The organism is Clostridium sediminicola, assembly GCF_050402865.1.
Taxonomy (GTDB): domain Bacteria; phylum Bacillota; class Clostridia; order Clostridiales; family Clostridiaceae; genus Clostridium_AF; species Clostridium_AF sediminicola.
This window is the reverse complement of sequence record NZ_BAABMF010000015.1, coordinates 24,555-45,598: the sequence shown is the minus strand read 5'-3', so window position 1 is coordinate 45,598 and position 21,044 is coordinate 24,555. Positions and strand designations below refer to the sequence as shown.

The window sequence follows — 21,044 nt, the reverse complement described above, 5'->3', positions numbered from 1 at the left end:
TATTTATTATCATTTAGGTAATTTTTTAATTAGTTCTTGAAAAGACAAGCTTTTTTGCTCGATTGCAAAAAAATCAAAATCGTACTCATTAATTTCTTCCTTCAATATACGTTTTAGTTTATTAGCTACTATATATGCAGAACTTTCATCTGTTTCAGGAAGTAATATTAAAATTCCATTTTCTTTCCACTTGCTAATTACATCTAGGTTTCTAGTATTATTACTAAGTATTTCTATTGTATAATTAATAATATTCCTTTTGATCTTGTATTCATTTTGATTTATTGAAAGACAGCATTGAACTATAGAAAATTTATTCCCATATCTATTATGCCTTAATTGTTCATTTTCACATATTTTAATAAATTCATTTTTACTTTGAAATCTACTATTCCATTCTATGAGGGATTTCATTTTGAATGGTTTATTATCATCATCTTTGATTTTTTTCAAACTTGCCAGTTTATTAAACTTTTGTATAATTGATTTTATATTGGTATAGCCTAAAAAAATATTCCATTCATTGTTTTCAAATACAAGACTTTTAGAGAATGAATCTTTTTCAACCCTACCCATAATAAGATTTTCTTCGATCACTTCAGCCTGTAGTTCAACAACAATTTGAAAAGAATTGTTGTTAATAGTTACATCTTTAAAAATATTCTTAAGTCTACATTCAAAGCTTTTCAATTTATATATTTCAGCTACAAGTGACTGCCATTTAATAAAAACTTTTTTAGATACACTTTTTTTATCTATTTCTGATAGCAAATCATAAGCCATATCATAATTTCCTTTAGATATAAAACTTAAGTAAGACAATAATACTCTTTTACAAGGTTCAGCAGCAAAATCCAGTTGGTGAATTTGGCTACAACTTTTTTTTGTGCTATTTAAGGCATTGTATTTACTCATCCATTTAATTAAATACTGAGTTCGTGTTTTAGGGTCGCTTAAGGTTTCATAAGCTTCGTTAATCTTTTGCATAGCTTTTTGAGCGCCATAAGATTTATTAACATCTGGGTGATATTTTTTTGATAATTTAATATATGCACTTTTTATAATTTCTGGCTCCGCCATAAAATGAACCTGTAATATTTTATAATAGTCTTCCCATTCATTTATCATTAATCAAATCCTCTTTCTATATGTATTCATAAAATTATAGTTATTTAAAAGCATAGTTATTTTTGTTTTATTATAGCATTATTTTCTAAAATAAAAAAAAACTTTTTCTATAATAATATTGATATTATTATAGAATTTGATTAATTTTTTAATATTAACTTAAAAAACATTTCTGAGAACTCTAATTTGAGTTCTCAGAAATGTTTTAAAAAAGATCCTTCTATTAAAACTGAATAAAAATATTCTGCGAAGCTAAAAATCTATTTATTCTATTATTAAAAGCAAAATTATTACTTCCATAAAATAAAGCTGGATTCTTCTCTACAATAAACAAAGTAAGTACAACTACATAGGCTAAGTTGCTAATTTGAATTGAAAAATTAATCAATGGCTGGATTGCATTTCCATTTGAAACTACAGCATTTAAGAAAGTATTACTCTTAAATTTTATCTTATTATTACTTTGAATCATTCTGTGTATAAAATTATTTATATTTCTATCTGAGTGAATTTTTAAATTCTTATCATATTTTATAAGTTTTTTTTCTATCTTTGTCAAGTATAATCCTATTAAAAAATTTGAAGCAGAAATCTCAATATTTGTATTCAATAATACATCGTTGCTACAATTTTCTCCTGGTGTTGTTCTTAAAAACAAGTATAATCTATTCTGATTATTATAAATCAAACAATTTTTTATTATAAAAGGATCTGTATTCCCCAAAACTGCACTACAAGGCTCAATATTTTTGTTTTGAATTTGACAATTCTTTTTTTTACCCATAGAATACCTGTTAACATTGGTTATATAGTATTTTATTCACTTAAAATGACTATGTTAATTGTTTTTCAATCTAATATTTCAATAACTCCACTTTCACCGTTAATTCTAACTTTCTGTCCATCTTTTAAAATACCTAGAGCAGAATTTATACCTACTACTGCAGGAATGCTATATTCTCTAGCTACTATACCGCCATGACTAACAGGTCCACCATACTCCATTATAAGTCCTTTAGCAATAGCAAATAATGGGGTCCATCCAGGATTTGTACTTTCTGTAACCATTATTTCGCCTTCTCTAAGATTTGATTTAAGAGGATCTTGTACAATTCTCACTTTTACATCATAAACTCCAGGAGACAATGGAATTCCTTCAATAACTCTACTATTTGGATCTATCTTTTGAGCAGAATAAAAAGTTTCTCCTGTGTTAAGAACCAGCCTAGGAATACTCGTTCTTTTCATTTCTCTCCTGTAATTCTCTTTATTTATATTAACTTTCTCTTTTAAATCTACTTTTTCTAGAATATTTTCTTTGAAAAATAGGCTATAGCCAAAGTCTCTTTGCCTATAGCCTATTTATTAAACTTAAATATTTTATGTATCTATCAAGGTTTTCTATTATTTTTAGTCTATTATTATGCTTTTTCCGTTATTGGATATTTTAATCATCTTCTGTTCTCCTCTAAACCATACTTTAAAGGAAAGTCCTTCAATGTCCTTTGGCATATTTGGAGTAATTTTAAATTCATCTGCCGTTCTACCACTTTCCATTCCTGCAAAACTCATAATGATCAACTGCCAGATACATCCACAATTAGCAATATGGATTCCCTCTTCTGTTCCTTTTTTTAGAAGGGATAAATCTACAGCTAGTGCCTGCTTCATAAAGTGGTGCACATCTTCTTCTCTTCCAATTCTATTTGCAATAAAAGAATGTCCTGCTGGTGATAGAGAAGAATCATGAGTTGTCAGTGGCATATAGTAATCATATGCAATCTTTGCCTGTTTATTAGTGAATTCTTCTGGAAAAAGAGTCATAAGTGCAATAATATCAGCCTGCTTAATACATTTCGTACGATATATTTTTTCTTGTGTTACGAAATGTCCAAATGCTTTATTACGATCATTCCATAAGCCATTTATATCAATCTCACCATAATCTTCAAAATCAGCACTTTGTAGATACAAATCTCGTTCTTCATCATATGGTAAAGTCATATTATCTGCAATTATTTTGAATTCTTCTAATTCTTCTGGTTCAAAAGATATTTTCTCCATTAGTTTCACATATTCCTCAGGACTTTTCTCCTTCACCTTAGCCCCCATTTCTATTGCACTACTAAGATTATACATAACCATACGATTTGTGAATGCATTATCTCTTGTCATTGGGGAATATTCATCTGGTCCCATAACATTTAATAAATGATAATTACCTTTCAAATCCTTGTCTACTCTACACGTCCAAAATCTAGCTGTTTCCAGTAATATCTCTACACCATAATCACGCATGAATTCATAGTCATTAGTTGCATTATAATAATGCATAATTGCATATGCTACATCAGCAGTTATATGTACTTCATTATCTGCATATTCCCAAAGAGAACATTGTTCTTCACCAGTAAGTCCAGACTGCCACGGATATCTTGCTCCTTTAGAATGATAGCGTTCCGCATTTTTTCTTGCTCCATCTAATGTATAATAGCGGTATAAAAGCATATTTTTTGCTGCTTTTGGATTAGTATAGATATAAAATGGAAGTAAATATATTTCACTATCCCAAAAATACCGTCCATAGTATGCCTCTCCTGCAAATCCCTTCGCACAAATCTGTACTCGATAGTCATCTTCGTGATTACTTCTAAGTAGATGATAAATAGAAAATCTAATTCCCTTTTGCAACTCATCGTTTCCTTTTACGATAACGTCACAATTCAACCATTTTTCCTTCCATTTCTGTTCATTCTTGTAGAATAACTCTTGGTATGTAAAATGTGATTGTTCTTGTAAAATATTCTGACCATGCTCAACGTAATTCTGATAAAAATCTCTACTTGTTGTTACAACTGATAATTTTGTAAAACACTCTGCCATTCCTGCTCGAACTTCTCTTTTACTACAATATGCTATTTTTTTATGCTCCTTCTTGATTTCCCAGTCTGCCTTTGTATTCGAAGTAACTTTTGAAATCATATATACTTCAAAATCTAAGTCGGTTACAACTTTAGCATTTATTCCAGATTCTGTTGCTTCAAATGCACGATATTCTTTAAAATGTTCATACCCATTTGTTGTAATATCTGTATCTATACCAGATTCTATTTCCATAAGTGCACTACCTTCTAATACCTCATAAGAAATCATCTGTACAAATAAATGCTTACTTTCCATACTTGCAAAACGTTCCATATCAATACGTATCATAGCACCATTTTCTGTTGAAATCACAAAACTTCTCTTTAATACCCCATTTCTCATATTTAAAGAACGATTATATTCAGATATATTACTATTAATCATATCGATTTTTTTACCATCTAAATATATTTTAAAATCCATGAAGTATGGTAAGTTGATAATTACATCTCTAAGCAAAGGATGGTGCCCCATTATAGTCGGGACAAATGTTCCATATTTAGAAATGGTATTCCTCTGTTTTTCTGTAGTTACACTTTTCATAGATCTTGTATATATTTCATTTTGTGGAGCATTTTCAATGCCTTCTTCAAAGGAAGCACGTACAGAAAGATATCCATTTCCCTGAGCTAGCATTCCTTCATATGCTTTATTCAACAATTGATCATATTTTTCTTCCCTAATTAAATAATTATTCATATGTCACCTATCCTTTTACTGAACCACTTGCGAGACCAGATACCACTTGTTCCTGTAATAAACAATATAAAATAACACTTGGTAGCGCAACTAGAACTGTTGCTGCAAACATTGCACCATAATCACTTGCAAATTGACTTGTAAAATAGTAAAGGGCTATTGGTAATGTCCTTGACTGATTACCTGTTGTAAGAACAAGCGCAAACTGGAATTCATTCCAACACATTAAGAACTGTAATACACCTGCAGTTGCGAAACATGGTTTTGTAATTGGTAATATTATTTTTACGAATGTGGTAATGAAACTTGCTCCATCAATGTATGCAGCTTCTTCTAATTCTTTTGGCACTGTTAAATAGTAACTCATAATAATAAAAAAGCTAGTTGCCATACCAAGACCTGCATATACCAATACTAATCCAAATATATTATCATAGAGATGAATCTTATTAACTATCATGTATAGTGGATATAATAAAGATGCTCCCGGTATAAATAATACTGATGTAAATAGCATCTTTATAGTATTACTTCCTTTGAATGGGAAACGTACTACTACATAAGCTGCCATGGCCATTAAAATTAAATTAAGCCCTGTACCTAAAAGTGCTACAACAATACTGTTAAAATAAAATTTTACTAGGGGTGCAATCTCGAATGCCCTTTTATAGTTCTCTAGTTTAAAACCATTGGAAAATCCTAAAGTTCCAGAAACAATATCAATATTTTCTTTAAATGAAGAAGAAAACACCCATAAAAATGGTCCAACAGAGATTATTAAAATTAATATAATAAAGATACCAATTAATGTAGAACTCAGTGCTTTTTTACTCCATAGTTTATTTATATTTTTCATATTTTATACACCTCCTATTGAACATCTGTTTTACCTATACGGAAAATTTTGCTAAGAACTAAAACAGTAACTAATCCCATAAGAATCATATAAACACCTGCTGTGTTTGCTCTTGCAAAATCATTATTTGTTAACGCCGTATTATATATGTACATTGGCATATTAAGGGTAGTATTTAATGGTCCTCCCTTTGTTGTCATCATTAAAATATCTAATTTTTGAAACATACTAGTTGCTGCTAGTATAGCACTAGTACCAATGATGTTTCGAAGCATTGGAAGTGTTACAAATCGAATAGTCTGGAATTCTGTTGAACCATCCACTTTTGCAGCTTCATAAATGGATTGATCAATGGCTGCAATCTCCGCTAATGCTAAAATTGTTACAGTAGCTGCGAATGGAAGCCATGTTATTGTTACAGTAAAAAATGCCGAGGACTTATCCATAAACCAGTTTAAATTAAAGTTTTCATTACCCATAGCATGAATTAACGTATTAACTCCACCAAATTCAGGATTAAATAAGATTTTGAACATCATACCAAGGGCTGCTGCAGAAATAATGTTTGGAATCATATACACAGTTCTGACAAATTTCCAGTACCATTTTTTTCTAGCTAATATTAGTGCAACAGCAATACCAATAGCTACATGAATTGTTGACTGTAATATAACCCAAATAAGTGTGTTAAATACTGCTCTTACGAATGCAGAGTCATTTTTGAATAAATCAATATAGTTTTTAAAACCGACAAAATTTATCTTAGAACCAATGGACCAGTCAGTAAATGATGAACCAACTAATACAACTATAGATAATCCGAATATTAATATAAATAAACAAATTGATGGCAAGACAAATAACGCAATCCATCTCTTTTTAACTTTCATGAGTTGTGCTCCTTTCTATGGTTAAGGGAGCTGATAAATCCAGCTCCCTTAACTTGATTAAAATAATTTCTATTTATTTCTTGCTACCGCTTCTGTCATAGCTTTCACCATATCTTCTGCAGATACGTCACCCATAGCTAAACTTGGATAATACTTACTCATTTCACCTATAACACTAGAGTAACTTATATTATCAACTGTGTTAAATGTATATTTTGCATTATTTGCTTGCTCTACCAACTCTGCTACTACTGGATTTACCTGCTTGTAATCTTGAAATTCTTGGGTGTCAACTAGATTTTCAAATGTTGGAAGTGTTCCTGTGTTCTTAAAATATAATAATTGTGCTTCTCTATTTGTCTTAAATTTAATCCATTCAAATGCAGCCTCTTGATGTGCCTTATCTTTTGCACATATAACATAGCCAATTTCATATTGTGTAAATAGACCATCATTTGGATACATTGCAACACCAACATTATCAGCCATTCCCTCTATTGCTTTTTCAGTATCCCCAAAGTCTACTGCCATCCATGTTCCATTAGGCATCATTGCTGTTTTTCCTTGTAAGAAATGGTTCGCTGCCGTTGCATAACCAGCACCAAGAGCATCTTTTGTTGTGTAATCTTTTAAAATTGTCTTCATTCTATTCAAAGCTTCTACTACTTCAGGAGTTTCATAGGATTCAGGATATTTAGTCTTCATTAATTTATTTCCATCTTCATTAGCTGTACCAATCATTGCTCCAAGTAAAAGGTTTGTAGACCAGCAGTTTTCTCCTGTCATCATCGAAATTGGTGTAATTCCTGCTGCTTTTAATTTTTCACAATTGGACATAAACTCATCCCATGTTTTAGCCGGAGTTATTCCTACCTGGTTAAATAATTCTTTATTATAAAAGTAACCGATTAATTGTTTTGCGTTGGAAATAGAATATAATTTTCCATCTCTTGTATTAGCTTCGATTGCTCCATTTCCTATTGTTTCTTTATATTCCGGATCCGCGTTTACATAATCTGTCAAATCAATAGCTTGACCATTTTTTATAGCAAGTTCAATGATACCATCTTTTCCTTCTACTACATCTGGCAACTCATTTGATGCAGCTAATACTTTCATTTTATCTATATAAGATTGATCACTTGGTAATTCTTCAACTTCTAATTTATATTTTCCTTCGTATTTCTTATTAAATTCTTCAATTAACTGATTTTCAGATTGTGCTGATAATTGAACACCTACTCTGAATGTAGGGTATTTGATTGTAATTACTCCATCATTTTCTGCAACCGCACTATCATTTGATTTACTGCTTCCACACCCTACTAAAGAAATCCCCATAACTAATGTAGTAATAGCTACTACTAATTTTTTGATATTATTTTTCATCAAATTCTCTCCTTTAGTTAAATTATTCTATCATTGATTTCGTTTACGTAAACGTTTGTCATAAATTAATTATATCAATTTTAGTGATTTTGTTAATGTAATATTATGACCTGAATTTTTGCTATTTTGATTTACTTTTTCCCAATACTTTTCACCTATTATTTTGAACTAAAAAATTATAATATTTTTACCTTCCTTTTATTTTTTTTACTGCTTTTGTAAAAAAATTTACTCATTCAAAATATTTTGATATAATTTTAATAAATCTAACGGAGGAAAGTTATGAAAAAAAATCTTAGTATACGAAGAAAGATTATATTATCCTTTATAATATTAGTTATATCTGCATCATGTATATCAGGAGTCTTTTTTTTCTATACATATTACAATACTTTAAAAACAAATGCATATCATGACTTAGATTTTTCAATTAGTAATGTTCAAAAAACTATGAAATCTAATTTTCATTCATTGGATAATGCTTCACTTACATTTTTATCAAATGACTATATACGAAAATGGACAAAGGGTGAATTAGATTTCGATAGTTCTAACCCTAACTACTATACTCTGATATCTAATATGCAAACAGATATTAGATTTCAAATGATGTTCAATGATGCATGGATGTCTGGTTTCATTGATACTGTATATATCTATGCAAATAATGAATGTATTCCAATAACTTCTAGACTTCACGTGAGCCAAGATGAACTTACTAAACTACAACAAAACATTTATGAACAAACAAAAGATTTTCCTCTTGGAACTCATTATGTATTATCAAAAGATAAAACCCCTTTTTTAATTCGCAGAATCGGAAACACTTCTTTTACAAAAAATTTAACACTAATAATAGCAATCAACAGTAAAAAGTTTGCTGAACCTTTATTCACATTACCCGAAAACTACACAGCCCACATTACAGATAAAGAAGATTTTATCTATTTTAGCCCTATTTCAGAATATATAAATACAAACAGCCAATATGCAAATGTAGACTTAACCCCTGCTCCAATCATACAAAATGGATATAAAACAATTATTGAAGGTAGTACTCAACTTCTTGTTTTTCGAGAAATTCCCGACACAAAATTCAAAATTACTGTTTCTCTGCCTAGAAGCATCATAACAAATAAAACCTTCGTATCCATATTGCGATATTTCTCAATTATGGCAACATTTTTAATGATATTTCTAGTTATATCATTTATGGTTGTTACCGCATATACTCGCTTTATTAAAGATCTTGAGGTTAACTTACAACAAATTCGTCTACGTAATTATGATTACAAAATGCCAATATATAAAGATAAAGAACTGAACAATATAAGTAGTACCTTCAACAATATGACCACAGAGTTAAAGACTTTAATTGAAAAAGTATACAAAAGTGAACTTTTACTGAAAGACACAGAAATCCAACTTTTACAATCACAAATGAATCCACATTTTTTAGTCAATACTTTAACTACAATCAGCACAAAAGCATTATTAAATAACCAGACTGAACTATATGAAATGGTGAGCGCCTTAAACGGTCTCTTAAGTGCAAGCTTATATAATAATGCCGCGAGTTTCATCAAAGTGAAAGATGAATTAGAGTATATAAGAATGTATCTCTATTTGCAACATATTCGTTTTCAAGATAAACTAATATACACTATACAGATAGATTCTGAAGATATAAATGAATTGTATATACCTAGATTAAGTGTAGAACCCATTGTTGAAAATGCCGTAGTCCACGGTTTAGAAGATAATATTGAAAATGGTATAGTTACAATTAATGCTACATATGATAGAAACGATATTTTATTCACAATAACTGATAATGGAAAAGGATTTATAATAGAAGATAATTTCAATTCTACTCACTCTTCTTCTAAAAAAGGACATAATATTGGGATAAATAATACAAATAAACGTATTAAACTTCTCTTTGGCGAGAGTTACGGTATTACCTACGACAGTGTTATAGACAAAGGAACAAAAGCGTATATAAGGTTTCCAAGAAAATCCGAAATTCCAAATCACGAAAAGGAGAGTAAATAAAATGATAAATGTATTAATAGTTGAAGATGAAATAATTTTAAGACAAGGAATCCTCTCTCTAATCAACTGGGGAAAATTAGATTGTTCAATTATTGGAGAATGTTCTAACGGATTAGATGCTCTGGAAGTTCTAAAAAACAACAAGGTTGATTTAATAATAACAGATATCCGTATGCCTATTATGTCCGGTCTTGAACTATGTGAAAATATATATAATAACTATCCTCATACTCAAATAATTATTCTCTCTGCTTTTTCTGATTTTACTTACGCACAAGAAGCAATTAAATACAATGTAATAGACTATATAGTTAAGTCCCAGTTTGTCAAAGAATTGCCTGATGCTGTAGAAAAAGCCAGAAAAATTATATATGAATATCAAACTTCAAATAATAATCTACACGAAACACAAGATATGGAGAAATTAAAACCCATTTTAATCAAAAATATTCTATTGGATCCCTCTAATAATTATATTCAAAATAAGCAACTTTGGGAAATGTTTGGTACAGATTATGATAACTACTATATTGTATTAACAGAAATTGGTTGTTTTCAAAAACCTGAAGAAGTTCAAAAAATCCAAAACTCTATCAAGCAATTTTACAACTTATCCTTCCAAGAATTTAATAATGTATCAGTGTGGCTAGATTCCAATTATCTTCTCTGCATTATTGGATTTCCTAAAGATAATACCGGTAAAAATTCACAACTATTGATTGAGACCTGTAACCAGATGTTATCTACTATTAGTAACTTTACACCTTTTAAAGTTAACATTGGAATAAGTAGCAAGCATACTGATAAAAACAAATTAAAAACTTCCTATAAAGAAGCTTCTCATGCATTGAACAATATATTAAATGAAAATAGTGTATCTATTTATGAATCTCACCCTAATGTAATATCTGCTAGTTCTTTACCAGATTCATTAAAAACCGCAAGTAAATTTACAGAATACATCTATTCCAAGGATAGAGCATCTTATCTGTCCTACCTAGGTGAAACTTTAAAGAATTATCAGCATTCAATAGCTGACTTTAATCAAATAAAAACTAAGGTACTCATAACTATATCTCGTTGCTGTAGATCTATTTCGGAGAAAGATATTAATATAGATAGTATAGATTCTATTGAAAAAAATATAAATGAAAGGATATTGGTTTGTAAATCACTGAACCAATTGTATTCCCTGCTTATCCAATTTTACGATGATATAGTAAAATTGAATATTCCATCTTCAAACTATAATTACCTGGTTCATAAAGTTAATTCATATATTAAAGAACACTACAACTCACCTATCAAACTAGATGATATTGCAGGATATCTTCACGTTAATAGTAGCTACTTAAGCCGCTTATATAAGCAGCAAGTAGGAGATTCTATTATTACCGTATTAAATAAATATCGAATTGAAAAAGCAAAAGAACTCTTGAAGAATGAAAACTATTTAGTATCAGAAGTAGGTGCATTAGTAGGTATTAAAGACCCTGCATATTTCACCAGTGTATTTACAAAATATACAGGTATTTCTCCAAAAAACTATAAATAATAATAACCATTACTATGTGTAATTTATAGTTTCCTCAAAAAGGGTTGCCTCTTAATAAATTAAAAGACAACCCATTTTAAATAATATTGTTCTAGTTAATATTTATTTCATGATAAGTTGTTCCTATATGCCATGATCTAAAACCAGTAAAATTATTTTCTGCTTCCAAATCACTATTAAATTCAAAATTATCGGTTAATTGATTATCTCCAATCCAAACTTTTAAACGTTTTTTATTCGTCTCTCCAGAAACATTTTCTACTTGAACTTTAAGATCGTGTGTCTGTGACCACCACTCTTTGCCATCAACAGTATTCTTATCTGGAATAAAACTATTACTATTATCAAAAATAAAGCCAGACATACTCCCTTTTTCTTTTCCATTTATTCTTGGTCTTATGATAATTGATCCACTACCAATTCCTCTATCAAATTGAAGGGCATATCCAGTATCTTTATTATCATCTGTAAGTGATGTCTCAAATAAAATCCCATATCCTCCATTATTACCCTCGCCTAAAGTAGCTTTAGTTGTAATTGTATATTCATTTCTAGGATTATCTATGAACAAAAGTCCATAGTTTGAATAAAACCCCTCATCGTTACTAGACCATGTACCTACCTTTCTAAAATTATCAAGGTTAGCATTATTTAAAATATAACTTTGTCCTGAACTTGATATAGATTCTTCTAAACCATACAACCATTTTTGACTATTAATATCCCAAATAAATTCAGTATCTTTCTTTTGAGTTTTAATTACCTCTCTCAATTGTCCTTTAGAAACCAATTCTTGAATTCTCTCTTCATCTAACATTATACCGTCAAAAATATCTTTATTAGTAATTGTTTTAGTTTCTCCATAAGCAATTGTAGCTGTGTTCAGTATTCTTAGATTTGCATTATCCGTTTGAATCTTAGATTTCTCTATCATACCAATAAAACGTGGAATTACAATACTAGCTAATATACCCAATATAGCTATAACTATGATTAGCTCAATTAGAGTGAACCCTTTATTCTTCTTGATATTCCTCAAGGTAATAGATGACATTTATTCCACCCCTATTCATAAAAATATATTGAAATTCAAACATACTACTATTATAGTATAATAATTACATATATTTTCAGAATATCACAAGGAATACCATGTGTCAATTTCTTAACTTCTTTAAGAATCTAAAAGCAAAACCCTCTATAATTTAAAATAATATAGGGGCTTCAAATAAAAGATATTCTATTTTTTCCTCCTGCCTTAGCGTTATATAATGCCTTATCTGCTAAAGCAAATATTTCTTCGTAATTCAATTCATTTATTTCTTTTACAGTTGTTACCCCAAAACTACATGTAACATAATCCGAAACTTTTGAATTTACATTTTCAATCCTCATGAATTCTATATCATTTCTTATACTTTCTAAAAGTTGTAGAACATTGTTCTTGTTTGTATTTGGAATTATAACCAAGAATTCATCTCCACCATATCGAAAAAGTTCACTATCGCATGAATTAAGTTTGTTAGATAATTTCTCAACTATTTTTACAAGACATTCATCTCCTTTAGCATGTCCATAAAAATCGTTATATTGTTTGTAATAATCTACGTCAATTATAACAATTGCAGTTTCTAATCTTATTCCCTCATTGCTTAAAACTGTTTTGCGATAATCTTTCAAAGAATGTCTGTTTTTTATACCCGTCAAAGCATCTGTTTTTGAGATTTTTTCAAGTGTATTTATCTTTTTCTTTACTTCAAATAATTCAACTTTATTTCTTAAGTTTTTTACTCTAATCTTATTGTTCTTTTGCTTATTTCTTTTAACTATTTCAATATATTCCCTATACAATGTGTTTGCTTCTTTATATTTGCCCTCTATATTATATATTTTTGCTAATAATTCTACTTCATTTTGATTCCTACAACCAAAGTTATATGTGATTCTTAGCTTTTCAATCTCATTAATCTTTAATTTAGTCTCTTCATACTCTTTTATTTCATAAAGAGCTTTTGCATGATTTCTTAATAAATCTAGATAATAAATAAGAATCTTTTCATTTTTATAGAAATCTTCACCCTTTTGAAAATATTCGATTGCCCTTTGATAATTTTGCTTTTTCATCTCTAACAATCCAAATGCATTATATATATATGCAGTTCCATCTTTACTTCCTAATTGTAAATTAATATCCAATGCAATTTCTAGTAATTTCTCAGCTTTATTGAAGTTTCCAAATTCACATTCACATTCTGATAGATTGGTACTAATAATTGCTTTTAGTCTAAAGTTCGAAGGATCATTGAATTCTTTCTTTGCCATTTCATAGTACTTATAAGCTTCATCAATATCCCCAAAAGTATGGTAGATAACTCCCATATTATTTAAAACTCTAGCATCTTTTTCATATTTCAATACAGTCAAATAGTAATCAAAGCATGCTTCGTAATTCTTTCTATTCCAATATATAAACCCAAGTAATACATTTATTTTTACTATTAAATATTCATTATTCTCAGTGTAAGCCTTTTTCAATGCTTCTTTAGCTTTTTCAATAGCATACTCATATTCTTCTGTTAAATTTGCATATAATGCTTGTCTAAATAATTCGTATCCTAAGCATTCATTTTTTGTATACTCTTTTAAAAGCTCCAATTTCAAAAGAGTCTTTTCTAAATCTATATATTCATGACGTAAAATTTCATCAAATTTTTTGTTTATACTAAAAGACTTCATTTTAAGATGTCCCCTTAACAATTATTCTTATTTTGATATTATTTCTATACCATCTTCAGTTACAAGAATTGTATGTTCCCACTGTGCTGAAAGTGAACCATCTAGCGTTAAAGCTGTCCATCCATTATCTTCATCTATAAATATTTCGTGATTTCCACCATTTATCATAGGTTCAATTGTAAATACCATACCTGGAACTAATACCATTCCTGTTCCTCTTTCTCCATAATGGAACACAAAGGGTAGCTCATGAATCTTCAGTCCAACTCCATGACCTGCAAACTCTCTAACTACAGAGTATCCATTACTTTCTGCATGTTCTTGAATTGCAGCAGCTACATCGCCTAAACAACTCTCCCACGGTTTGATAGCTTCTATTCCCTTATATAAGCATTCTTTTGTTATATCTATGAGTCTCTTAGCATCTTCATTTACTTTCCCTATCTCAAACATTCTTGATGCATCAGAAAAAAATCCGTTATACTTAGTGGTTGCATCAACATTTATGATATCTCCTGTTTTAAGAATAATATCGTTACTAGGTATTCCATGGCATACCTCATCATTAATTGATGTACAAATACTCTTTGGAAAACCATTATAATTGAGATCAGCTGGTATTCCCCCATGAGATACTGTGTACTCATGAGCTAATGTATTTATTTCATCTGTACTCATGCCCTCTTTTATATTCTCACTAATTAAATCTAAAAGGCCATTATTTATCTTAGCACTTTTTCTTATTCCCTCAATTTCTTCATTATTCTTAATCATTTCTATTGTTGGAATTTCATAACCCATTTGTTTTAATCTTTTTAATTTTTTATCAAATTCTAAATGGCACTTCTTATATTTTAAACCACTACCACACCAACAATCATCATTTCTATTTAAAATCATATACATTCTCCTTGTTTCCAATTAAAATAATTAATATAACTATTAACGTTCCATTTCAAAGTTTGTTGTATTATATTTTCTCTTATCCATTGTTACATCTGCTAACCAAGCATCTAATCCTTCTTTGTAAAAATAGTACTTCTCGTCTACCTGAAAATAAGGTAACATTTCTCCTGTAAAACTATGTGTTTCATTCAATCTTGAAGATTCTGCAATTATTATTGCCTTTACATCTGATTCACCCATGTTAAGATATTCAGCAGCATCTGTTAAGCCAAAAACTGTTTTATTTAATGTTATATTTTTATTTAGACTTTCACTATTGAATAAATTGCTATTATTGGGCTTAATTATGTATCCATGTATAATTATCCCTATGGATATAATTATACATCCAAATAAAAAATTATAATTATTTTTTAACATTATCTTTCTCCATTTCTTCATCGTTTTAATAGTTCCTAATTCATAAAGTTAACTTAATTTAAACATATACTATTCTTCATTATCTGTAAACATATTATTTATGAATTACTCATTATCACTTTTATTATTTTTTACACACCCATACCCTACCAAACTAGATGTAAGAAACATACTCACCAATAAAATTATGAACAAAAATCTCTCCATTCCTTCTTTTGTACTAACGGCTATTACCAATAAAAAACAAATCATTACATTGGTTAGTATCATTATCAATAATGACACATTTTTGAGTTTCAATTATTTCACCTGCCCTCGATAACTTTCATCATTAACAAATTATGTTAATTAAATCAACAATATAACCATTATATCATAAATGATACTTTTTTTATAACATTTACCATTAATGAGTTATGTAAAATAAACAAAAATGAAATGACACACTCACCTACATAGAGTTGTCCCATTATTTTAGCTAAATAAAAGTTAAAAATTAAACTTTCTTTAATACATGCAAAGCTAAATCTTCAAATTAATTTTCATATGTTTTGCCATCCTTTCCTTATAATTTAGAATATATCCCAGTAATAAACTTTTCATCGCATAAACCTGGATATAATTCATTTAGTTTAATTATCCTGTTATAGATGGCTTTTTTTCCTTTTGAATCATTGATTTCTCCAACAACAATATTATCAAGCTTTACTTTACAAATTTCAATTTCTAAGTAAGCTGCTTTTCTATCAGTTTCCGCCAATTTTATATTCAACTCTCTTTTTATGTTTTCAATCTCTTTCACTTTTATATTATAGTCTTTCACGATTTTTTTTAATTGCTTTGAATAAGTCTTCTCAAATCCAAATATTCGATTATTCGTTGTTAAAATCTTATCCTCTATTTTGATTTTATACTTACCTAACTCCTCCTCAATTTCATCCTTGAGAACCCCTATATATTTTCTTTTCACAAATTGAAAAACAACTAATGAAGTAATTAGAGTTGTAATTAGTATAATGCTTCCCATTAATATTTTATAAATAGTAGTGTTTGGTTGTAATTCTTTACCAATAAAAAATAAACTCCCTATTAACAATATAATAAATATAAACATTAATAATACTTCCATAAATTCTATTGAATTTGTGCTTCTTTTGTTAAACAAAATTCCACCCCATTTTAAAATACTCTAAACTTTTCTATAATTTATAATACCATAAATTTTCTTTAACACAAAAAAAATAGCGTTGACCTGAGCCAAGGCTATTTTATATCATCTTATTTATATCCATTCTGTTTAGCTATTGCTTCATCTCTAATTTCTTTTTTCATACCTTCAAGCGCTTCTTCTCTTCTATCATTTTTTGCTTCTAATTCTTTTTTCATTTTATCATCACTTGTAGTTTCAATTGCTTCTTCAGCCAAACGATAGTTTTGTATAGTCTTATCAATATTATATTGAATTTTATCCACATTATCTCTTCTGTCATCTTTGTTGTGTTTCATAATTCTCTCTCCTTTGTTAATTTATATTTTAGGCAGCTTAATTACTATAACTACCTATATTTTATTATGTCTATATAGATATTTGTTATTCAATATTAAATTGATTTTTTTCAACTAAAATTTACCAAATCTCTTGAATGGAAAAAGAATGAACCTAGCTTTTCCAAGTAATTTACTTTCCTCAATATATGGGTTGTCCCAGTACCTGCTATCTCTTGAATTAGCTCTATTATCACCTAAAAATAAATAATTACCCTCAGGCACTTTAAATCTAATAGCTTCCTTTTCAGGAGTTACTATTTCTGGATAAACTACATACGACTCATTTAATAATTCTCCGTTAACATAAATAGTACCTGATCTGTCAATAAGAATCTCTTCACCTGGTAACCCTATTAATCTTTTAATTAGTTCATTTTGACGTTCATCAGATTTAAAAAATATTATATCCCCTCTTTTTAATTTATTAGTATTATAAATTTTTGTAACAAATATTCTATCCCCTGGTTTAATTGTTGGATCCATAGAAGGTGTTGGTACTTGAACAGTAAAACAAACAAATGACCTAATTAAATGGCCCACAATCACTACAAACAAAATCGGAATTATCCAATCTTTCAAAAACTCTTTAAGTTTCATACTATAATCTCCTTTTTAATAATTTGAAAAATTACTACCTTTATGTAAATATACATAAAAAACACCATAAAAGATTTTTTCTTTACTGGTGTTTAAATTACACATTTTTTTAAATACTTAATGTTAAAATGTTGCTTATATAGATTTTAATAACAAGCGGATAACTTTATAAGCTTGTTCTCATCTATATTGGTAAATTTCACTCCATATGTGAAATTATTTCCTGAATCTTTAATCCACATAACCTTTACTCTGATACTACCTATTTTTTCAATCATTATTTCAACTTCTTCCATGTCATTTAACTTGTTGTAGTTATGAAATTTTCTACAAATTAATCTGCAACCTTCTTCAGATATATCGATAATATTACAAATATGAGTTTCTTCTCTTTCAATTTTCAATATAACTTGCTCATTTGTATTTATTCTTTCTATACTTCTATATCTAGGTTTTTCAAAACAAACTAAAATGCTTAACACAATTGAAATACTATTATAGATTGACCATACTATAAATACCCAAAGTAATCCTACTCCATTTTCTTTGCTTTGAGATATATTAAATGAAACTAAAATCCAACCACATATAGTTATCATTAATAAAATTATATGCGGTATCGCTAATTTCCATGAAAACTCAGTTTTTTCACTTTTTTGACCTTTAGGTATAACATAAAATTTTGTTTTACTTTTAAATAATAATTCTTTTAATGCAGATATAAATAAATAAGGCGCAATTGCTACTTGATAAACGTGATCCCATCTTAATGTTCTTTTTTTATCAGACAATAATTTATAAGATAGTAAAGAAGCGATAAAACTAGGCACCCAAAATTGCATTAGTTGAATTAAACTTGCATCTAAAACTCCTATTCCCAAAGTAATATAGAGTAATGGAATAATAATGTAATTCATTTTCTTTATCCCAAAAAACCAAAAGATAAACGCTTCTAAATATGTAAGTTTTTGTATAAATGATAATCCTTTGAGAGTTAATGGATTCCATTTCTTAAATACTTGAATATTCCCTCTACATTGCCTATCCTTTTGCTTTTTTAAATCTCTAAATTTCTCCGTTGCCAAACCTTTTGCTAAAACTTCATCTATAAAAATACTTTTATATCCTTTTGCTTGTAAAAGCATACCTGTTGCAACATTGTCTGCAATTGTTCCTTTTGGTATTCCACCTATACTAACTAATGCTTTTCTTAAAAAAATAACATTATCTTTTTCTTCAACAAATGAATCATGTTTAAATTCTGTTCTACTTTTCAACCCCAAATTATACTGAAATGGATTCAACCCATAAAATTCTCTAGGAATTTGTATAAAACCAACATCTTTTTCATCAAAATATGGTATAGTTTTTTCTAAAATTGTATTTTTAGGAACCATATCCGCATCTAATAAAAGTACCATATCTCCTTTAATGATATTTAAAGCATTATTAATATTACCTGCTTTTGCATTTCTATTATTGAATCTTTTTATATAAGAAACACCTAATTCATTTGAAAGCTCTTTAACTTCTTCTCTTAATCCATCGTCACATAAATAAATATTAATCAATTCCTTTGGATACCTTATATTTAAACATGCTGCTGTAGTTCTTTTTAAAATTTTTATAGGCTCGTCAAAAGTTGTTATTATAATATCTACTTTGGGTAAATCTCCCTTATTCACAAATTCTTTCTTCTCTAATTTGTGATTTTTTAACAAAAGAATCTTTTGTATTAAACCATGAAAAAAAACTAACCATTCTGTACATAAAAGTATTATACCGATAAAAAAACTCACTATGCCAAAACTCACGGGTATAGTGTAGACAGTTCTCCACACTAAATATACAAGCTGAATAATTATAACTGTAAAAATAAACAGTTTATGTGTTTTTCTTGTAGATTTAGAGAGTATGTATAAAATTATCAGCCATAATAAAACTCCTATGAACATTATACTTCTCATATCTAATTTCGTAAAATCATAAATATTCCCCATATGTACCCCCATTTCTAGAATTTTTCCCATTATTCTAACTTTAATAATACCATATTTATATTAACAATGAAATGTATTAGAATTATTAATCTTTCTTTACTTAGTAATATTTTTATATCTGTTTCTAAATTTTTTATTCATAAATGGCTACTATATGTAACATAGTAATAAATTAAATCATAAAATACTTATATAGAGATAAATTCTATGTAAATTAAATCTATATAATCTCATTCTTTAGTTGATTTGAAATTTATATAAATTTGATGTTAAGCTAGTTTGTCTATATATAAATCAGTATTTTAAATAATATTTTAGAAACGTCTAAGAAAAAAACTAGCTATTTATGGAGATATTCACTTAAAAGTTCTTTATGTAGCTAAAACATTTTGACAAAGTGTTCACTCTGACCATTTTGTACTTTGTGAAAAATAACAGTTTTAACTACATTAATAACTGTACTAATAAAGATAAAAATTACACTATTCAATCTGATTCACTAACTAATATCAAAAACAAAACACAATTATATGAAAATACTAATGCTTCTCTTGATACAAACTCAAATCAATCTTTTGATATTGAATACGATAATAATATTGATTTTCATGATATTGACTGTGAGATAAATGAAACTAATGATTTAGACATCGAATATGATATCAATCAAAATAATGTAACTCCTATTAATAAAAAATATATCATGGACTATGAAGATTGTATTGATTCGAAACTGATTTGTGAAGATGAATATTTTGAAAACGAATGGAAGTAAAATCGTGTACTTATGAAGTATTTTCATAAAACTTCATAATAAATCCTATATTATAAAAAAGGAGAGAGCATATGATAGATAAATTTAATAACGAAAACTTTTTGTATAATTCTTTCTTTGGTAAAAAGTGTGATTGTGATAACTCCTGTGACTACAACAAAAGGTCAGATTGCATGACTTCAAAAAAAATTTGTTATTGTCCTTGTGAATTTTGTAAAACTGTTAATACAAGACCAATTAACTTGAATAAATGTACAAGCAGATTATTAAAAGTAAGAGTTACTTTAAATAATGTTTGTTTTAACAAAGAAGTTTCTATTAGTGTTTTGCTGTGTGATCATTGTGGAAAAATAGTTGATTTTAAAACTTTCACTACAATACTTCATAAAGATTGCTGTTCTTGCTGTGATAAATATTGTGGTACACTAAGACGTAAAGTATCATTTATTCTTCCTAAAACAAATGCATGTGATCCACTTAATTTAACTGCTTATGTTGTTGCTAACTACACTTCTCCATGTAAAGATGATAAGTGTTACTGTTAATTATAAAGGGACTGTACGAA

20 protein-coding genes are annotated in these 21,044 nt (G+C 28.3%); 4 read left to right on the top strand and 16 right to left on the bottom strand.

From position 1 onward, the window contains the following. Positions 1-9 precede the first annotated feature (9 nt). The 7 genes from ACQ3F0_RS19675 to ACQ3F0_RS19645 all read right to left on the bottom strand — a co-directional run bounded on the left by ACQ3F0_RS19675 (position 10) and on the right by ACQ3F0_RS19645 (position 7,887). Complete coding sequence (locus tag ACQ3F0_RS19675) at positions 10-1,128, bottom strand: J domain-containing protein (protein ID WP_428867377.1); 1,119 nt, start codon at positions 1,126-1,128, stop codon at positions 10-12. Between the two features lie 223 nt (positions 1,129-1,351). Continuing rightward, complete coding sequence (locus tag ACQ3F0_RS19670) at positions 1,352-1,912, bottom strand: hypothetical protein (protein ID WP_428867376.1); 561 nt, start codon at positions 1,910-1,912, stop codon at positions 1,352-1,354. A gap of 65 nt (positions 1,913-1,977) precedes the next feature. Beyond that, positions 1,978-2,376 (bottom strand): PEP-utilizing enzyme, encoded by a 399-nt coding sequence (locus ACQ3F0_RS19665; RefSeq protein ID WP_428867375.1) that lies wholly within the window; start codon positions 2,374-2,376, stop codon positions 1,978-1,980. A 162-nt stretch (positions 2,377-2,538) separates the two neighbouring features. Beyond that, the gene (locus ACQ3F0_RS19660) at positions 2,539-4,752 is read right to left on the bottom strand and encodes a glycoside hydrolase family 65 protein (RefSeq protein WP_428867373.1); all 2,214 of its coding nucleotides are present in this window, start codon (positions 4,750-4,752) and stop codon (positions 2,539-2,541) included. A 7-nt stretch (positions 4,753-4,759) separates the two neighbouring features. After that, a complete protein-coding gene (locus ACQ3F0_RS19655; protein ID WP_428867371.1) occupies positions 4,760-5,608 on the bottom strand; it encodes a carbohydrate ABC transporter permease in 849 nt (282 codons plus the stop codon). A 14-nt stretch (positions 5,609-5,622) separates the two neighbouring features. Beyond that, positions 5,623-6,498 carry a carbohydrate ABC transporter permease gene (locus ACQ3F0_RS19650; RefSeq protein WP_428867370.1) on the bottom strand — a complete coding sequence of 292 codons (876 nt, stop codon included), beginning with the start codon at positions 6,496-6,498 and terminating at the stop codon, positions 5,623-5,625. 69 nt (positions 6,499-6,567) lie between these two features. Beyond that, positions 6,568-7,887, bottom strand: coding sequence for an ABC transporter substrate-binding protein (locus ACQ3F0_RS19645; RefSeq protein ID WP_428867368.1), 1,320 nt, complete (start codon positions 7,885-7,887; stop codon positions 6,568-6,570). A 282-nt stretch (positions 7,888-8,169) separates the two neighbouring features. Here ACQ3F0_RS19645 and ACQ3F0_RS19640 point away from each other — a divergent pair, with 282 nt between their 5' ends. Continuing rightward, on the top strand, positions 8,170-9,942 hold the full coding sequence (locus tag ACQ3F0_RS19640) for a sensor histidine kinase (protein WP_428867367.1): 1,773 nt from the start codon (positions 8,170-8,172) through the stop codon (positions 9,940-9,942). Position 9,943: 1 nt separating this feature from the next. Continuing rightward, a complete protein-coding gene (locus ACQ3F0_RS19635; protein WP_428867365.1) occupies positions 9,944-11,497 on the top strand; it encodes a response regulator in 1,554 nt (517 codons plus the stop codon). Positions 11,498-11,588: 91 nt separating this feature from the next. Here ACQ3F0_RS19635 and ACQ3F0_RS19630 read toward each other — a convergent pair whose 3' ends face one another. The 9 genes from ACQ3F0_RS19630 to ACQ3F0_RS19590 all read right to left on the bottom strand — a co-directional run bounded on the left by ACQ3F0_RS19630 (position 11,589) and on the right by ACQ3F0_RS19590 (position 19,704). After that, positions 11,589-12,551, bottom strand: coding sequence for a type II secretion system protein (locus ACQ3F0_RS19630; protein ID WP_428867364.1), 963 nt, complete (start codon positions 12,549-12,551; stop codon positions 11,589-11,591). Positions 12,552-12,721: 170 nt separating this feature from the next. Next, on the bottom strand, positions 12,722-14,233 hold the full coding sequence (locus ACQ3F0_RS19625) for a tetratricopeptide repeat-containing diguanylate cyclase (protein ID WP_428867362.1): 1,512 nt from the start codon (positions 14,231-14,233) through the stop codon (positions 12,722-12,724). A gap of 27 nt (positions 14,234-14,260) precedes the next feature. Further along, positions 14,261-15,133 (bottom strand): methionyl aminopeptidase, encoded by an 873-nt coding sequence (locus tag ACQ3F0_RS19620; protein WP_428867361.1) that lies wholly within the window; start codon positions 15,131-15,133, stop codon positions 14,261-14,263. Between the two features lie 42 nt (positions 15,134-15,175). Next, complete coding sequence (locus ACQ3F0_RS19615; protein WP_428867359.1) at positions 15,176-15,559, bottom strand: hypothetical protein; 384 nt, start codon at positions 15,557-15,559, stop codon at positions 15,176-15,178. Positions 15,560-15,664: 105 nt separating this feature from the next. Further along, the gene (locus ACQ3F0_RS19610; protein ID WP_428867358.1) at positions 15,665-15,859 is read right to left on the bottom strand and encodes a hypothetical protein; all 195 of its coding nucleotides are present in this window, start codon (positions 15,857-15,859) and stop codon (positions 15,665-15,667) included. A 265-nt stretch (positions 15,860-16,124) separates the two neighbouring features. Further along, positions 16,125-16,724, bottom strand: coding sequence for a hypothetical protein (locus ACQ3F0_RS19605; RefSeq protein ID WP_428867356.1), 600 nt, complete (start codon positions 16,722-16,724; stop codon positions 16,125-16,127). 113 nt (positions 16,725-16,837) lie between these two features. Beyond that, positions 16,838-17,065 carry a small acid-soluble spore protein Tlp gene (gene tlp / locus ACQ3F0_RS19600; RefSeq protein ID WP_428867354.1) on the bottom strand — a complete coding sequence of 76 codons (228 nt, stop codon included), beginning with the start codon at positions 17,063-17,065 and terminating at the stop codon, positions 16,838-16,840. Positions 17,066-17,179: 114 nt separating this feature from the next. Then, positions 17,180-17,704 carry a signal peptidase I gene (gene lepB, locus ACQ3F0_RS19595; protein WP_428867352.1) on the bottom strand — a complete coding sequence of 175 codons (525 nt, stop codon included), beginning with the start codon at positions 17,702-17,704 and terminating at the stop codon, positions 17,180-17,182. Between the two features lie 146 nt (positions 17,705-17,850). After that, on the bottom strand, positions 17,851-19,704 hold the full coding sequence (locus ACQ3F0_RS19590) for a glycosyltransferase (protein WP_428867350.1): 1,854 nt from the start codon (positions 19,702-19,704) through the stop codon (positions 17,851-17,853). A 424-nt stretch (positions 19,705-20,128) separates the two neighbouring features. On the opposite strand from ACQ3F0_RS19590, the gene ACQ3F0_RS19585 reads away from it, so the two are divergent. Further along, positions 20,129-20,479, top strand: coding sequence for a hypothetical protein (locus ACQ3F0_RS19585; RefSeq protein WP_428867349.1), 351 nt, complete (start codon positions 20,129-20,131; stop codon positions 20,477-20,479). Between the two features lie 71 nt (positions 20,480-20,550). Next, positions 20,551-21,024, top strand: coding sequence for a hypothetical protein (locus ACQ3F0_RS19580; RefSeq protein WP_428867347.1), 474 nt, complete (start codon positions 20,551-20,553; stop codon positions 21,022-21,024). Positions 21,025-21,044 lie beyond the last annotated feature (20 nt).

What these genes read in the sequence shown, in the direction of transcription:
- ACQ3F0_RS19675 (WP_428867377.1), bottom strand. Translation starts at nt 1,128, where the DNA reads ATGATAAATGAATGGGAAGACTATTATAAAATATTACAGGTTCATTTT.
- ACQ3F0_RS19670 (WP_428867376.1), bottom strand. Translation starts at nt 1,912, where the DNA reads ATGGGTAAAAAAAAGAATTGTCAAATTCAAAACAAAAATATTGAGCCT.
- ACQ3F0_RS19665 (WP_428867375.1), bottom strand. Translation starts at nt 2,376, where the DNA reads ATGAAAAGAACGAGTATTCCTAGGCTGGTTCTTAACACAGGAGAAACT.
- ACQ3F0_RS19660 (WP_428867373.1), bottom strand. Translation starts at nt 4,752, where the DNA reads ATGAATAATTATTTAATTAGGGAAGAAAAATATGATCAATTGTTGAAT.
- ACQ3F0_RS19655 (WP_428867371.1), bottom strand. Translation starts at nt 5,608, where the DNA reads ATGAAAAATATAAATAAACTATGGAGTAAAAAAGCACTGAGTTCTACA.
- ACQ3F0_RS19650 (WP_428867370.1), bottom strand. Translation starts at nt 6,498, where the DNA reads ATGAAAGTTAAAAAGAGATGGATTGCGTTATTTGTCTTGCCATCAATT.
- ACQ3F0_RS19645 (WP_428867368.1), bottom strand. Translation starts at nt 7,887, where the DNA reads ATGAAAAATAATATCAAAAAATTAGTAGTAGCTATTACTACATTAGTT.
- ACQ3F0_RS19640 (WP_428867367.1), top strand. Translation starts at nt 8,170, where the DNA reads ATGAAAAAAAATCTTAGTATACGAAGAAAGATTATATTATCCTTTATA.
- ACQ3F0_RS19635 (WP_428867365.1), top strand. Translation starts at nt 9,944, where the DNA reads ATGATAAATGTATTAATAGTTGAAGATGAAATAATTTTAAGACAAGGA.
- ACQ3F0_RS19630 (WP_428867364.1), bottom strand. Translation starts at nt 12,551, where the DNA reads ATGTCATCTATTACCTTGAGGAATATCAAGAAGAATAAAGGGTTCACT.
- ACQ3F0_RS19625 (WP_428867362.1), bottom strand. Translation starts at nt 14,233, where the DNA reads ATGAAGTCTTTTAGTATAAACAAAAAATTTGATGAAATTTTACGTCAT.
- ACQ3F0_RS19620 (WP_428867361.1), bottom strand. Translation starts at nt 15,133, where the DNA reads ATGATTTTAAATAGAAATGATGATTGTTGGTGTGGTAGTGGTTTAAAA.
- ACQ3F0_RS19615 (WP_428867359.1), bottom strand. Translation starts at nt 15,559, where the DNA reads ATGTTAAAAAATAATTATAATTTTTTATTTGGATGTATAATTATATCC.
- tlp (WP_428867354.1), bottom strand. Translation starts at nt 17,065, where the DNA reads ATGAAACACAACAAAGATGACAGAAGAGATAATGTGGATAAAATTCAA.
- lepB (WP_428867352.1), bottom strand. Translation starts at nt 17,704, where the DNA reads ATGAAACTTAAAGAGTTTTTGAAAGATTGGATAATTCCGATTTTGTTT.
- ACQ3F0_RS19590 (WP_428867350.1), bottom strand. Translation starts at nt 19,704, where the DNA reads ATGGGGAATATTTATGATTTTACGAAATTAGATATGAGAAGTATAATG.
- ACQ3F0_RS19580 (WP_428867347.1), top strand. Translation starts at nt 20,551, where the DNA reads ATGATAGATAAATTTAATAACGAAAACTTTTTGTATAATTCTTTCTTT.